The organism is Cellulomonas wangsupingiae (genome assembly GCF_024508275.1).
In the GTDB taxonomy this organism is placed as follows: domain Bacteria; phylum Actinomycetota; class Actinomycetes; order Actinomycetales; family Cellulomonadaceae; genus Cellulomonas; species Cellulomonas wangsupingiae.
Genome location: NZ_CP101989.1, coordinates 646,962 through 661,126 on the forward strand (window position 1 = coordinate 646,962; position 14,165 = coordinate 661,126).

Below are 14,165 nucleotides of genomic sequence, written 5' to 3' on the forward strand. Positions count from 1 at the left end.
CCGTCGGTCTGCCGGGAGCAGGGTCTCAGGCGCCCTTGGCCGCGCGGAACCCCGCGTCGAGGTCCGCCAGGATGTCGTCGACGTGCTCGATGCCCACGGCGAGCCGCACCAGGCCGGGCGTGACGCCGGACTGCAGCTGCTGCTCCGGCGTCAGCTGGCTGTGGGTCGTCGAGGCCGGGTGGATGACGAGCGAGCGCACGTCGCCGATGTTCGCGACGTTCGAGTGCAGCTCGAGCGCGGACACGAACGCCTGGCCCGCCGCGGCGCCGCCGTCGAGCTCGAACGCCAGGACGGCGCCCGCGCCGCGCGGCGCGTACTTGAGCTGGTTGGCGTGCCACGGGCTGGACTCGAGCCCGGCGTAGTGCACGCGCCGGACGTCGTCGCGCGCCTCCAGCCAGGCCGCGACCTGCTGCGCGTTGGCGACGTGCCGCTCCATGCGCAGCGACAGCGTCTCGATGCCCTGGGCGATGAGGAACGCGTTGAACGGGCTGATCGCCGCGCCCAGGTCGCGCAGCAGCTGCACGCGCGCCTTGAGGATGAAGGACAGGTTGGCGCCGAACGCGCCGCCGACGCCGAGGTCGCGCGCGAACACCAGGCCGTTGTACGACGGGTCGGGCGTGTTGTAGTTCGGGAACCGGTCCGGGTGCTGGGCGTAGTCGAACGTGCCGCCGTCGACGATCACGCCGCCGATCGCCGTGCCGTGCCCGCCGAGGTACTTGGTGGCCGAGTGCACCACCACGTCCGCGCCCCACTGCAGCGGGTTGACCAGGTACGGGGTCGCGACGGTGTTGTCGACGACGAGCGGCACGCCGTGCTCGTGCGCGACACCCGCGACGAGCTCGATGTCGAGGACGTCGGCCTGGGGGTTGGGGATCGTCTCGGCGAAGAAGAGCTTGGTGGTCGGCCGGATCGCGTCGCGCCACGCCTGGGCGTCGTGCGGGTCGGTGACGAACGTCGTTTCGATGCCGAGGCGCGGCAGCGTGTGGCGCAGCAGGTTGTAGGTGCCGCCGTAGAGCGACGGGCTGGCCACGACGTGGTCGCCCGCCTCGGCGATGTTGAGGATCGCGAGGGTCTCGGCCGCCTGGCCGGACGCCACCAGGAGCGCGCCGACGCCGCCCTCGAGGTTCGCGATGCGGTTCTCCACGACCTCCTGGGTCGGGTTGTTGATGCGCGTGTAGATGGGGCCGAGCTCCTTGAGCGCGAACCGGTCGGCGGCCTGCTGCGCGGAGTCGAAGACGAAGGACGTCGTCTGGTAGATCGGCAGTGCGCGGGCCCCGGTGGCGGGGTCGGGGGTCTGGCCCGCGTGGATCTGGCGGGTCTCGAAGCTCCAGCTCTCGTTGCTCATGTCTGCTCCTCGCCGGCGTCGCGCCGGGTGGTCGGTGGGTGGTGGGGGACGGCCACCCGAGGAGCGCGCCGTCGACGCCCACCCCGCGGGGGGTCGGGGGGATGCGCACGTGCCGTGCCGGCGGGGCCGGGGCGGTGCCGTCGGCCCCGACGTCGGGGCGTCCGTGCCGCGGGCAGGGGGAACGTGCGCTGGTCAGCGACACATTCGACGGAACATGCTCAGAGACTACGGCGACCGTCCCACTCCTCGACACACCCGTCTCAGGATGCGGGATCGGCGTCGTCGCGGCCGTCCTGCGGCGACGCCGCGCACGCGTGGTCGGCGGCGGCCCTCGGTCGACCACGGCGCGGTACGGCGGGAGGCCGGACGGTCCCTCACCCGAACGGTCGAGCGGGTCTGTCCGGGTTGATCCCGAACCACAACGATGTGACTTCTGGGACCTGTGTGACAGATGTTCTCTTGTGGGAATCCCACAGGTAGCGTTCCCCGGGTGCGTGACGCAGACGTGACACCCGATCCCCGGCCGGCACTCCGAGCGGCCGGTGCCGGGCGTGTCGACGCGCCGCGGCCCGCGGTCCGGCGTCGCGTCCCGCGCTGCCTCGCGGTGCTGCCCGTCGGTCTGCTCGCGGTCGGTCTCGTCGTCCCGCCGGCCGCCGCGGCGCCGTCGTCGGACGACGTGCGCGACGCACGCGCCGCCGTCGGCCGGGCCCAGCAGTCGGTCGCGCAGATGGAGGTCCGGCTCGCCGAGCTCGCCTCGTCGGCCGAGGTCGCCGAGGTCACGGTGCAGACCGCCGCCGAGACCTACAGCCAGGCCCTCGCCGACGCCGACGCCGCACAGGCCCGCGCGCAGGACGCCGCGGGACGCTCGGAGGAGGCCGCTGGGCAGGCCGAGCAGGCTCGCCGCAAGCTCGTGACCTTCGCCCGGCAGCTCGCCCGCAGCGGCGGGTCCGCCGACGTGTTGCAGGCCGCGCTGTCGGCCGACGGCTTCCAGGACGTCGCCCGCCGCACGACGGCCCTGAACCAGGCGACCGGCAAGGCCGACGAGGCCGTGCAGGAGTACCAGGCCGCGCTGCTCGTCGCCGAGACCATGGAGCGTCGGTCGGTCGCCGCCGCGCAGGAGGCCGGCGACGCCGCCGCCGCCGCGCAGGACGCCCTCGACACGGCCGAGCGCGCGCAGTCCGACGCGGAGGCGTCGTACGCCGCCGGGCAGGTCGAGCGCGACGGGCTGATCTCGGCCCTCGCCGCGGCGCGGCAGACCAGCGCCGACGTGGAGCGCGCCCGGCAGGACGCCCTCGACGCCGAGCGCCGAGCACGCTCCGAGGCCGCCGCCCAGGCGCAGCACGCCGCGGCGCCGGCACCGTCCGGTGGGGCGCCCGCCGGCAGCGCACCGGCCGCACCGGCACCGGCACCGGCCCCGGCTCCCGCGCCCGGCCGCCCGGCACCGCTCCCGCTCCGGCGCCCGCCCCGGCTCCGGCGCCTGCACCGGCTCCCGCGCCGGCCCCGGCTCCCGCGCCTGCCCCCGCGCCCGCCCCGGCCCCGGCCCCCGCCCCCGCGGCGCCCTACGGCCTCGGCACCGGCACGTCGCGCGGCTCTGCCGCGGCGGGTGCCGCCGCGGTGGCGTGGGCGCAGTCGAAGGTCGGGCTGCCGTACGTCTGGGGCGGCACGGGGCCCGACGGCTACGACTGCTCGGGTCTGACGGCCGGCGCGTGGCGCGCCGCCGGCGTGAGCATCAACCGGACGTCGAGGGACCAGTACAAGCAGGTCCTGAAGATCGGCTACGACCAGCTGCGGCCCGGCGACCTCGTCTTCTGGGGCGAGCGCGCGAACGACCCGTCGAGCATCTACCACGTGGCCATGTGGGTGGGGAACGGCCAGATCGTCGAGGCGTCCAAGCCGGGCGTGCCGCTGCGGGTCACGTCCATGCGCTGGTCGAAGACCATGCCGTTCGCCGGCCGCCCCTGACGTCCGCCGGGCGTCCCGGTCCCACCGGGCGTCCTTGACGGGTCCGCGGGGTCGTCGACGTCCCACGAGCGGGCCCTGGCGGTCACCTGCCCGGGTGCGGACGCACGACGGCCCGCCCGGGCGCCGAGCGGCGCCGGGCGGGCCGGTCGGTCAGTGGTGGTAGCCCTGGTCGATCGCGCGCTGGCGCGACCGCTCGATCTCGGCCTCCGCCTCGGCGCGGCCGGTCCAGTGCGCGCCCTCGACGGACTTGCCGGGCTCGAGGTCCTTGTAGACCTCGAAGAAGTGCTGGATCTCCAGGCGGTGGAAGTCCGAGACGTCGTCGATGTCCTGACGCCACGCGGCGCGCTGGTCGCCCGTCGGCACGCACAGCACCTTGTCGTCACCGCCGGCCTCGTCGCGCATGCGGAACATGCCGAGCGCGCGGCAGCGGATCAGGCAGCCGGGGAACGTCGGCTCCTCCAGGAGCACGAGCGCGTCCAGCGGGTCGCCGTCCTCGCCGAGGGTCCCCTCGATGAACCCGTAGTCGTCGGGGTAGCGCGTCGAGGTGAAGAGCATGCGGTCGAGGCGGATGCGCCCCGTCGCGTGGTCCACCTCGTACTTGTTGCGCTGCCCCTTGGGGATCTCGATCGTGACGTCGAACTCCACTGTGCAATTCCCTCCACGCGTCCCCGCCCGTCGGCGGTGGGGCTCGATCGGCCTTGGGGGCGCGTCGTCTCCCTGGGCGCCGTTGTCTCGGACAGTAGTCTGACGCACCGGAGCGGCGGTACCGGACGACGACACGACCAGGGGGTGACGATGGCCACAGCAGCGCGTGTGGCGGGCGTGGGCGCGCTCGTCGTCGTCCTCGCCGCCGGCGGGTACGCGACGGCCGACGCCTACGACGTCGTGCCCGGCATCGTCACGCTCGCGCCGCCCGTGCCGGACCCGGCGCCGTTCCCCACGGCACCGGGCGCGGTCGAGCCGGGTGCCGCGCCGCGCGCGCTGGGGGACCTGGACCCGCAGGTGCCGCTGCCGGCCTCGGGACAGCTCCAGGCGCTCGTGGACGGCCTGGCCGCGGACCCGCGGCTCGGCCCCGGCGTCGGTGTCGCGGTGGTCGACCAGGTGACGGGCGAGCTGCTGGCCGGCAACGCCCCCGACGCAGGACGCGTCCCGGCGTCGACCGCCAAGATCCTCACGGGCGTCGCGGCCCTGACGGTGCTCGACCCCGAGGCGACGCTCGCCACGCGCGTCGTGCGCATCGACGGCGGGACGATCGCGATCGTCGGCGGTGGCGACATGATGCTCGCCGCCGGGGCCGGTGACCCAGGGGCGGTCCTCGGCCGCGCGGGCCTCGCCGACCTCGCGGCGCGCACCGCGTCCGCGCTGGCGCTGCAGGGCACCACCAGCGTCCGCCTGCTCGTCGACGACTCCCTGTTCACCGGCCCCACGACGAGCCCTGGCTGGGACCCGGCGAACGTCGGCGAGGGCTTCGTCGCGCCCGTCACGTCGCTCGGGGTGGACGTCGGCCGGCTGCGGGAGGGCGAGTACGCCCCGCGGTCGACCGACCCGTCGATGCAGGCCGCCGCGGTCTTCGCGCAGCGCCTGGGCGAGCTGGGCGTCACCGTCGACGGCTCCCCGTCCCGGACCGCCTCCGTCGGGGACGCCCCCGAGCTGGCGCGCGTGGAGTCGGCACCGCTGGTCGACGTCGTGCACTACTTCCTCGAGACGTCCGACAACACCGTCACCGAGGTCGTCTCGCGGCTCGTCGCGCTCGACGGCGGGCTGCCGGCCAGCTTCGACGGCGGCACGCAGGCCGTCCTCCGTCAGGTCGCGCAGCTGGGCGTCGACGTGTCGGGTGCCCGCCTGGCCGACGCGTCCGGCCTCGCGGACGGCTCGTCGCTGTCGCCCTCCTTGCTGGCCGAGATCGTGCGCCTGACGACCGACCCTGCGCACCCCGAGCTGCGTGACGTCGCCCTCGGGATGCCGGTCGCGGGACTGTCGGGCACGTTGGCGGACCGGTACACGCGGTCCGATGCGCGCGGCGTCGTGCGGGCCAAGACGGGGTCGCTGCCGCACGTGACGTCCCTGGCCGGCACGGTGCTGGACGCGCAGCGCCGGCAGCTGGTGTTCGCGGTCATGGCGGACCAGACGCCCGACGGCGGCCAGTGGGCGCCGCGCCAGGCCATCGACGGGTTCGTCACGGCGCTCGCGGCCTGCGGCTGCCGGTGACGCCCGCGCCCGCGGGCGCCCACCCGCCGCGCGGGCCGGTCGAGGGTTACCGTGGGCCGGTGCAGCCCACCGCCCCCGGCCCCGTCGACTGGCGCGCGGCCGCGCGCCTCGCCGGACGCGTCGCCGCCCCCGGCCCCGTCGCGGACCGCGACACCCTCGTCGAGCTGGTCGCCGACCTGCGTGCCGCCGCCGCCGCGGCCGCCGCGCACGTCGTCGGAGCCACCGGCATGACGCCCGCCGACGGCCGCGCCCCGGCGGCGATCTCCCGCGTCCTCGTCGTCGACCGTCCCCGCTGGGCGGCGGCGAACGCCGAGATGTTCGCCGTCATGGCCGCACCGCTGGCCACGCGCCGCGACGGGACGCCGGTGCACGTGCCCGACGCCGCCCGGCTGGCCGCGGCCGCGCAGGTCGGCGGGGTGCTGGCCCTGCTCTCCGGCAAGGTCATCGGCCAGTACGACCCGTTCACGGCGGACCCCGGGCAGCCCGGGCGGCTCCTCCTCGTGGCGCCCAACGTCCTGGCCACGGAGCGTCAGCTCGGGGTCGACGCCCGTGACTTCAGGCTCTGGGTCGCCCTGCACGAGCAGACCCACGCGCTGCAGTTCGCCGCCGCCCCGTGGCTGTCCGACCACCTGCGGGCGCGGTCGGCGGAGCTGCTGGCCGACCTCGCCGACGTGGCGCCCGGGGGCGAGAACGAGGACCGGGCGGCGCTGCCGCACCTCGACGACCTGCTCGGTGCGCTGGTCCGTGCCCTGACCGTCGGGGAGGGCGGCGTCATGTCGCTGCTGACCGAGCGGCAGCGCCAGGTGTTCGAGGAGGTCGGCGCCGTCATGGCGCTGCTCGAGGGCCACGCCGACGTGATGATGGACGAGGTCGGGCCGTCCGTCGTGCCCAGCGTGCGTGCCATCCGCCGCGCGTTCGAACGCCGTCGTGACGCGTCCGCGCGCGCCACCGGCGTGGACCGGATGGTGCGCCGTGTGCTCGGCATGGACCTCAAGCTCGCGCAGTACCGCGAGGGTGCCGCGTTCGTGCGGTCGGTGCGCGGCCGGGTCGGCCTCGACGGGCTCAACGCCGTGTGGAGCGGGCCGCAGGCGCTGCCCACGGCCGCCGAGGTCGCCGATCCCGTCGCGTGGGTGCGTCGCGTGCACGGATGACGGGGCCGTGACCGGGCCGTCGCCCGCCGTGGCCGCGGTGCGCGTCGCGGTGCGGCGCGCGCTGGCCGACGTCCCGCCGGGCGCGACCGTCCTGGTCGCCTGCTCCGGCGGCGCCGACTCGCTGGCGCTGGCCGCGGGACTCGCGTGGGAGGCCGGTACCCGGACGGGCGCCGGGTGGCGCGCGGGCGCGGTGGTCGTCGACCACGGGCTGCAGTCCGGGTCCCACGACGTGGCCCGCGCCGCCGCGGACGCGTGCCGGGGGCTGGGCCTGCAGCCCGTGCGCGTCGTGCGCGTCGACGTCGGCGCCGACGGAGGGCCCGAGGCCGCGGCGCGCACCGCCCGCTACGCCGCGCTCGACGCCGTCGCGGACGAGCTCGGGGCGGCCGCCGTCCTGCTCGGCCACACCCTGGACGACCAGGCCGAGACCGTGCTGCTCGCGCTCGCGCGCGGTTCGGGGGAGCGCGCGCTGGCGGGCATGCGGCCGGTCCGCGGGCGGCTGCGCCGTCCGCTGCTCGGCCTGCGGCGCGCGGACACGGAGGCCGCGTGCGCGGCGCAGGGGCTGGTGCCGTGGCACGACCCGACGAACGGCCGCCCCGTCGGGGCCGCCGGCGGGGACGTGGCCGGCGCGGGCGCCGGACTGCCGCTGCGCAGCCGCGTGCGCACCGAGGTGCTGCCGGTCCTGGAGGCCGTCCTCGGCCCGGGCGTCGCGCGCGGCCTGGCCCGCACCGCCGACGCGCTGGCGGACGCGGCCGACGCGCTGGACGCGTACGCGGCCGACCTCCTCGCCGCGAGCCTGCTCGCCGGCCCGAGCGGCGTGGAGCTCGACGTCGTGCCGCTGGCCGCCGCCCCCGCCGCGGTGCGCCGACGCGTCCTGCACGACGCGGCCGTGCGCGCCGGGAGCCCTCCGGGGGCGCTCGCGCGGGTCCACGTGCTGGCCGTGGACGCGCTCGTCACCGACTGGCGCGGGCAGGGCCCGGTGCACCTGCCCGGCGGCCGGGTGGCGTCCCGCGCGTGTGGCAGGCTCTACCTCGGCCTTCCTCTCGCGGTGGGCGACGGCCCCGACGCACGCCCGCGTGCGCGCGGGACGGACGGGCCCGGGCCCGACGAGCACGACGACCAGCAACCGGGAGTGAGCGGTGGACGCGGCGGACATGGGTGACGACCTCGAGCGGGTGCTGCTGACCGAGGAGCAGCTCCACGCACGGCTGGACGAGATGGCGGCGCAGATCGACGCCGACTACGCGGGGGAGCCGCTGCTGCTCGTCGGCGTGCTGAAGGGTGCCGTCATGGTGATGGCGGACCTCGCGCGCCGCCTGGGCGGCAACATCGAGATGGACTGGATGGCGGTGTCGTCCTACGGGTCGGGCACCAAGTCCTCGGGCGTGGTGCGCATCCTCAAGGACCTCGACACGGACCTGACGGGCCGGCACGTGCTCATCGTCGAGGACATCATCGACTCCGGCCTGACGCTGTCGTGGCTGCTGTCGAACCTGCGCTCGCGCGGTCCCGCGACGGTCGAGATCGCGACGATGCTGCGCAAGCCCGAGGCGGCGAAGGTCGAGGTCCCGGTGCGCTACGTCGGCTTCGACATCCCGACCGAGTTCGTCGTCGGCTACGGCCTGGACTACGCCGAGCGCTACCGCAACCTGCCGTTCGTGGGGACGCTCGCGCCGCACGTCTACCAGCACTGACGGCGGGCGGGCGCACGGGTCGCCCGCGGCCTGTGCCCTGGGCGAACACCACGGGGCCCGGACAGGTCCACCGTGTAGTTTCAAGGGCAGAGTCCCTGCGAGCGGAGGATGAGGGGCCACGCCCCGATCGCCCATGAATGTCAAGCGTCTCTTCCGCGGCCCCTTCATCTGGGTCGCCCTGGCCGTCGCCATCCTGCTGACCGCGTTCGGCATGCTGCAGGTCCCGACGGCCCAGCAGATCGACACGTCCGTCGGTCTCGAGCTGCTCGAGGAGGGCAAGGTCGAGCAGGCCCTGGTGACCGAGGGGACGCAGCGCGTCGACCTCACGCTCACCGAGGCCTACGACCCGGACCCCGACGAGGAGGGCGACCTCGGCAAGCAGGTCTACTTCTTCTACGTCACGCCGCAGGGCCCGCAGGTCGTCGACGCCATCACGGCGGCGGCACCCGAGAAGGGCTTCACGTCGAAGGTCCCGCAGCCGTCGTGGTGGGGCAGCCTGCTGACGCTCGTGCTGCCGTTCATCATCATCCTCGGCCTGTTCTGGTTCCTCATGTCGAACATGCAGGGCGGCGGCTCGAAGGTCATGAGCTTCGGCAAGTCCAGGGCCAAGCTCGTGAGCAAGGAGTCGCCCAAGGTCACGTTCGCGGACGTGGCGGGCGTCGACGAGGCGGTCGAGGAGCTGCAGGAGATCAAGGAGTTCCTCGCCGAGCCGGCCAAGTTCCAGGCCGTCGGCGCCAAGATCCCCAAGGGCGTGCTGCTGTACGGCCCGCCCGGGACCGGCAAGACCCTGCTCGCCCGCGCCGTCGCGGGTGAGGCCGGTGTGCCGTTCTACTCGATCTCCGGCTCGGACTTCGTCGAGATGTTCGTCGGCGTCGGCGCGAGCCGCGTGCGCGACCTGTTCCAGCAGGCCAAGGAGAACAGCCCGGCGATCATCTTCGTCGACGAGATCGACGCGGTCGGACGCCACCGCGGCGCCGGCCTGGGCGGCGGGCACGACGAGCGCGAGCAGACGCTCAACCAGATGCTCGTCGAGATGGACGGCTTCGACGTCAAGACGAACGTCATCCTCATCGCGGCCACCAACCGCCCCGACATCCTCGACCCCGCCCTGCTGCGCCCGGGCCGCTTCGACCGCCAGGTCGCGGTCGAGCCGCCGGACCTCAAGGGCCGCGAGCGGATCCTCGCCGTGCACTCCCAGGGCAAGCCGATGGCGCCGGGCGTCGACCTCGCGGTCGTCGCGCGCCGCACCCCCGGCTTCAGCGGAGCCGACCTGGCCAACGTGCTCAACGAGGCCGCGCTGCTCACGGCCCGCCGTGGCGCGCAGGTCATCGACGACGCCGCGCTGGACGAGGCGATCGACCGCGTCATCGCCGGCCCGCAGAAGCGCACGCGCGTCATGAACGTCAAGGAGCTCAAGATCACCGCGTACCACGAGGGCGGTCACGCCCTGGTGGCGGCCGCCATGCGGTACACGGACCCGGTGACGAAGGTGACGATCCTGCCGCGCGGGCGTGCGCTGGGCTACACGATGGTCATGCCGATGGAGGACAAGTACTCCACGACGCGCAACGAGCTGCTCGACCAGCTCGCGTACGCGATGGGCGGCCGCGTCGCCGAGGAGCTCGTGTTCCACGACCCCACCACGGGCGCGAGCAACGACATCGAGAAGGCCACGTCGACGGCCCGCAAGATGGTCACGCAGTACGGCATGAGCGCGCGGATCGGCGCGATCAAGCTCGGCCAGGAGTCGAGCGAGATGTTCCTCGGCCGCGACGTCGGCCACCAGCGGGACTACTCGGAGGACGTGGCCGCGGCGATCGACCTCGAGGTCCGCGCGCTCATCGAGCGGGCCCACGACGAGGCGCGTGACGTCCTCGTGGAGTACCGCGACGTGCTCGACGCGCTGGTGCTCGAGCTGCTGGAGAAGGAGACGCTGAACCAGGAGCAGCTCGCCGAGATCTTCGCGCCGATCGTCAAGCGGCCGCCGCGCGACGTGTGGCTGTCCGGGGACGAGCGTGCGGTCTCGGACCGCGGCCCGGTCCTGACGCCGGCCGAGAAGGCGGCGCAGAACGGTCACCCGGTCGTCCCGCAGGACGAGGCCGCCGCGGCGCACCCGGAGCACCCGGCCGGTGCGGTGGTCGAGCTCCCGCCGCAGGACACGCCGGACATGGACGGACCCCGCTGACGTGACGGACGCGACGACCCAGGACGGGGGCCGCTCGACGATCTCCCGGACGCGTGACCACGGCGGCCGGGCGGTCCGCCCGTACGACGAGGCGCGGGCGGCCCGTGCCGTGCGTGAGCTGCTGGTCGCGGTCGGCGAGGACCCGGACCGCGAGGGTCTGCGCGAGACGCCGGCGCGCGTGGCACGCGCGTACCGGGAGATCTTCGCGGGCCTGACGATGGACGCCCGCGACGTGCTGACGACGACCTTCGACCTCGGTCACGAGGAGATGGTCCTGGTGCGCGACATCGAGGTGTACTCGACGTGCGAGCACCACCTGGTGCCGTTCCACGGCGTCGCGCACGTCGGCTACATCCCCGGCGCGGACGGTCGCATCACGGGCCTGTCGAAGCTGGCGCGGCTCGTGGACGTGTACGCGCGTCGCCCGCAGGTGCAGGAGCGGCTGACGGCGCAGGTCGCCGACGCGCTCGTCGAGGTGCTGGACCCCCGGGGCGTGCTGGTCGTCGTCGAGTGCGAGCACCTGTGCATGTCGATGCGCGGCGTCCGCAAGCCCGGGTCGCGCACGGTGACGTCGGCGGTGCGCGGGCAGATGCGCGACGTGGCCACCCGCGCCGAGGCGATGAGCCTGGTCACCGGGCGCTGAAGGAGCCGACGTGGGTGAGCGGGGCAGTGCGCAGGGGGCCGGCCCGGACGGGCCGCGGCTCGCGGCGCTGCCCGCCGTGCTGCGGGCGCCGGGGCGCACCCTGGTGATGGGCGTCGTCAACGTCACGCCCGACTCCTTCTCCGACGGCGGGCGGTGGTTCGACGCGGACGCCGCGGTCGCGCGCGGCCTCGCACTGCTCGAGGAGGGCGCCGACCTGCTCGACGTGGGCGGCGAGTCGACGCGCCCCGGAGCCGCGCGGGTCCCGGTCGACGAGGAGCTCGCGCGCGTCCTGCCCGTGGTCGAGCGGCTCGTGGCGCACGGGGCGGCGGTGAGCGTCGACACGACGCGTGCGGTCGTGGCCGCGGGCGCGGTCGACGCAGGGGCCGTGCTGGTCAACGACGTGTCGGGCGGCATGGCGGACCCGGAGATGGCGCACGTCGTGGCGCGCACGGGCGCGGCGTACGTCGCGATGCACTGGCGCGGGCACGCCGACGTGATGGACGCCCTCGACGCGTACGACGACGTGGTGGCCGACGTGCGGCGCGAGCTGGGCGAGCGGGTCGACGCGCTGCGCGCCGCGGGCGTGCGCGACTCGCAGATCGTGCTCGACCCGGGCCTGGGCTTCGCGAAGACCGGTGAGAGCAACTGGCCGCTGCTGGCGCGCCTGGACGAGCTCGTCGCGGACGGGTACCCGGTGCTCGTCGGCGCGAGCCGCAAGCGGTTCCTCGGGCACCTGATGGCGGGCCCCGACGGCACGCCCGCGGCACCCGAGGCCCGTGACGACGCGACGGCCGCCGTCACGGCGCTGGCCGCGGCGGCAGGCGCGTGGGCGGTGCGCGTGCACGAGGTGGCGGCGTCGGCCGCAGCGGTGCGGGTGGTCGCGCGCTGGCGCGACGCCCGGCAGGACCACACGACGGGACGGCGCGCGACGGCGGGTGCCGCACGGGAAGGAGCACGGTGAACGCGCAGGACGACGTGCACGACGAGGGTGGGCGGCGCTTGGACCAGATCCGCCTGACGGGGCTCAGCGCGACCGGGTACCACGGGGTGTTCGCCCACGAGCGCCGCGAGGGCCAGACGTTCGTCGCGGACGTCGTCGTCCACCTGGACACGCGGCGCGCCGCCGCGGGGGACGACCTCGCGCACACCGTCGACTACGGCGAGCTCGCCCAGCTGGTGGTCGCCGTGCTCGGTGGCGAGCCGGTCGACCTGGTCGAGACGGTCGCCGAGCGCATCGCCGCGACCGTGCTCGCGCGCCCGCACGTGCAGGCCGTCGACGTCGCGGTGCACAAGCCGCAGGCGCCCATCACCGTGCCGTTCGGCGACGTCGTGGTCGCCATCCGGCGCGACCGCACCAAGCTGCCCGCGGCGGAGCCGTACCGGCCGCCGACCGGCCAGGTGCGGCGCGGCGACGGGCGGCACCCGGTCACGGCGGACCAGCCCGGTGCGCGCTCGGCACCGCCGCTCGCCGAGCCGCCGGCCCCGACGCCCGAGCCCGCGCAGCCCGTGCCCGTGGCGACCGCGCAGGCCGCCCCGCCGGTGCCCGCGCGCGTCTCGGTGGCGGACGCCCTCTCGGGTGGTGTGCCGACGACGGACGCGGGACGCCGCGCGCACGACGCCGGGCCCGACGGGGCGGGTGCCGTCCTCGTCGGTCCCGCACCCACCGGTGCGGTCCCGACCGGCGTGATGCCCGCGGTCCCTGCCGGGCCCGCCGCCGAGGCGTGGTCGGCGCCGCACGAGGAGCCCTCGTACTCGTACGACGGCCCGCCGACCGAGCTGATGGCCCCGGTGGTCGACGTCGAGCGGACCGCGCCGACGTCGCCGGCACCGGAGGCCGCGCGGACCGAGCTCATGGCCCCGGTGACGGACGTCGTCGAGGGCGAGCTCGTCCTCGACGCCTTCGACGAGCCGCCGGCGCACCCGGTCCGTGCCGTGCTCGCGCTCGGCGCCAACCTGGGCCCCGCCCAGGACACGCTGCGCCAGGCCGTGGCGGACCTCGCGGCCACGCCCGGCCTGGAGGTCGTGGCCGTCTCGCCCCTGGCCCGCACCGCCGCGGTCGGCCCGGAGCAGCCCGACTACCTCAACGCCGTCGTCCTGACGCGCACGACCCTCGCCCCGCGCGAGCTGCTGCGGGCCGTGCAGGCCGTCGAGCTGCGCCACGGGCGGGAGCGGCGCGAGCACTGGGGCCCGCGGACGCTCGACATCGACGTCGTGGTCCACGGGGAGACGCTGGGGGTGACCGACGACCTCGAGCTGCCGCACCCGCGCGCGCACCAGCGCGCGTTCGTGCTGCAGCCGTGGGCGCAGGTCGACCCCGAGGCGGTCCTCCCGGGGCTCGGCGGCGGCCCCGTCGCGCTGCTCGCCGCCACGGCACCCGACCGTGACGGCGTGCGGTGGATGGCGCTGGACTGGCTCACCGCACCCGTGCCCGCCGCGAACGCCGAGCCGGACGGCGCGGGCGAGGCGCACCACCCGTGAGCGCGACCCGCCTGCGCACGCTCGTGCTGCTCGCGGCGGGCGTGACCGCGGTCACCTGGTGGGTGATGCGGATGGTCGTCGGCCGCGGCGCCGCGATCCCGCCCGACGTGCCGCGGCTCGTCGTCGCCGTCGAGCTGGTGATCGCCGGCGTGGTGCTCGCCATGGGCTGGGCGGTGCGGCAGTACCAGCGGGGCAAGCACCCCACGCTCGACCCGGTCCGCGCCGCGCGGACGGCGGTGCTGGCCAAGGCGTCGTGCTACACCGGTGCGCTGCTCACGGGGTGGTACGGCGGCCAGGCGCTGTCCCTGCTGACCGACGCGGACGTGCCGGGCAACCCGGCACGGGCCACGGCGGCCGGCATCGCGGTGCTGGGGGCCGTGGCCCTGGCGGTCGTCGGGCTCGTCGTCGAGCACTGGTGCCGCATCCCACCACCGGACGCCGACGAGCCGACGCTCGCCGGCGCCTCCGAGCCGGACCCGTCGGCGGGCTGAAAGCACACCCG

At 75.7% G+C, this 14,165-nt stretch carries 13 protein-coding genes; 11 read left to right on the top strand and 2 right to left on the bottom strand.

The window, feature by feature from the left end; all coding sequences use genetic code 11:
• Positions 1 to 25: 25 nt before the first annotated feature.
• Positions 26 to 1,345 carry a bifunctional o-acetylhomoserine/o-acetylserine sulfhydrylase gene (locus NP075_RS03145; protein ID WP_227566224.1) on the bottom strand — a complete coding sequence of 440 codons (1,320 nt, stop codon included), beginning with the start codon at positions 1,343 to 1,345 and terminating at the stop codon, positions 26 to 28.
• Positions 1,346 to 1,835: 490 nt separating this feature from the next.
• Here NP075_RS03145 and NP075_RS03150 point away from each other — a divergent pair, with 490 nt between their 5' ends.
• Both NP075_RS03150 and NP075_RS03155 read left to right on the top strand, forming a co-directional pair.
• On the top strand, positions 1,836 to 3,041 hold the full coding sequence (locus tag NP075_RS03150; protein WP_256791460.1) for a hypothetical protein: 1,206 nt from the start codon (positions 1,836 to 1,838) through the stop codon (positions 3,039 to 3,041).
• Positions 2,960 to 3,307 (top strand): C40 family peptidase, encoded by a 348-nt coding sequence (locus tag NP075_RS03155; RefSeq protein ID WP_256791462.1) that lies wholly within the window; start codon positions 2,960 to 2,962, stop codon positions 3,305 to 3,307. Before NP075_RS03150 ends, NP075_RS03155 begins: the two co-directional genes overlap by 82 nt.
• A 150-nt stretch (positions 3,308 to 3,457) precedes the next feature.
• On the opposite strand, the gene NP075_RS03160 is transcribed toward NP075_RS03155, so the two are convergent.
• A complete protein-coding gene (locus NP075_RS03160; RefSeq protein WP_227566450.1) occupies positions 3,458 to 3,952 on the bottom strand; it encodes an inorganic diphosphatase in 495 nt (164 codons plus the stop codon).
• Positions 3,953 to 4,102: 150 nt separating this feature from the next.
• Here NP075_RS03160 and dacB point away from each other — a divergent pair, with 150 nt between their 5' ends.
• The 9 genes from dacB to NP075_RS03205 all read left to right on the top strand — a co-directional run bounded on the left by dacB (position 4,103) and on the right by NP075_RS03205 (position 14,154).
• Positions 4,103 to 5,515 (top strand): D-alanyl-D-alanine carboxypeptidase/D-alanyl-D-alanine endopeptidase, encoded by a 1,413-nt coding sequence (dacB, locus tag NP075_RS03165; protein WP_227566451.1) that lies wholly within the window; start codon positions 4,103 to 4,105, stop codon positions 5,513 to 5,515.
• Between the two features lie 59 nt (positions 5,516 to 5,574).
• Entirely contained in the window at positions 5,575 to 6,666 is a 1,092-nt protein-coding gene (locus NP075_RS03170) for a zinc-dependent metalloprotease (RefSeq protein ID WP_227566452.1), read from the top strand.
• A gap of 7 nt (positions 6,667 to 6,673) precedes the next feature.
• Positions 6,674 to 7,825, top strand: coding sequence for a tRNA lysidine(34) synthetase TilS (gene tilS, locus NP075_RS03175; RefSeq protein WP_227566453.1), 1,152 nt, complete (start codon positions 6,674 to 6,676; stop codon positions 7,823 to 7,825).
• Positions 7,803 to 8,357 carry a hypoxanthine phosphoribosyltransferase gene (gene hpt / locus NP075_RS03180; protein ID WP_227566454.1) on the top strand — a complete coding sequence of 185 codons (555 nt, stop codon included), beginning with the start codon at positions 7,803 to 7,805 and terminating at the stop codon, positions 8,355 to 8,357. The genes tilS and hpt overlap by 23 nt, the downstream gene beginning before the upstream one ends.
• Before the next feature lie 133 nt (positions 8,358 to 8,490).
• Positions 8,491 to 10,542: an ATP-dependent zinc metalloprotease FtsH gene (gene ftsH / locus NP075_RS03185; protein ID WP_227566455.1), complete on the top strand. Its 2,052-nt coding sequence runs from the start codon at positions 8,491 to 8,493 to the stop codon at positions 10,540 to 10,542.
• A 40-nt stretch (positions 10,543 to 10,582) separates the two neighbouring features.
• The gene (gene folE, locus NP075_RS03190) at positions 10,583 to 11,185 is read left to right on the top strand and encodes a GTP cyclohydrolase I FolE (RefSeq protein ID WP_227566466.1); all 603 of its coding nucleotides are present in this window, start codon (positions 10,583 to 10,585) and stop codon (positions 11,183 to 11,185) included.
• A 10-nt stretch (positions 11,186 to 11,195) separates the two neighbouring features.
• Entirely contained in the window at positions 11,196 to 12,146 is a 951-nt protein-coding gene (gene folP / locus NP075_RS03195) for a dihydropteroate synthase (protein WP_372456747.1), read from the top strand.
• Positions 12,143 to 13,663: a 2-amino-4-hydroxy-6-hydroxymethyldihydropteridine diphosphokinase gene (gene folK / locus NP075_RS03200; protein ID WP_227566456.1), complete on the top strand. Its 1,521-nt coding sequence runs from the start codon at positions 12,143 to 12,145 to the stop codon at positions 13,661 to 13,663. Before folP ends, folK begins: the two co-directional genes overlap by 4 nt.
• On the top strand, positions 13,660 to 14,154 hold the full coding sequence (locus tag NP075_RS03205; RefSeq protein ID WP_227566457.1) for a DUF3180 domain-containing protein: 495 nt from the start codon (positions 13,660 to 13,662) through the stop codon (positions 14,152 to 14,154). The genes folK and NP075_RS03205 overlap by 4 nt, the downstream gene beginning before the upstream one ends.
• Positions 14,155 to 14,165: the final 11 nt, after the last annotated feature.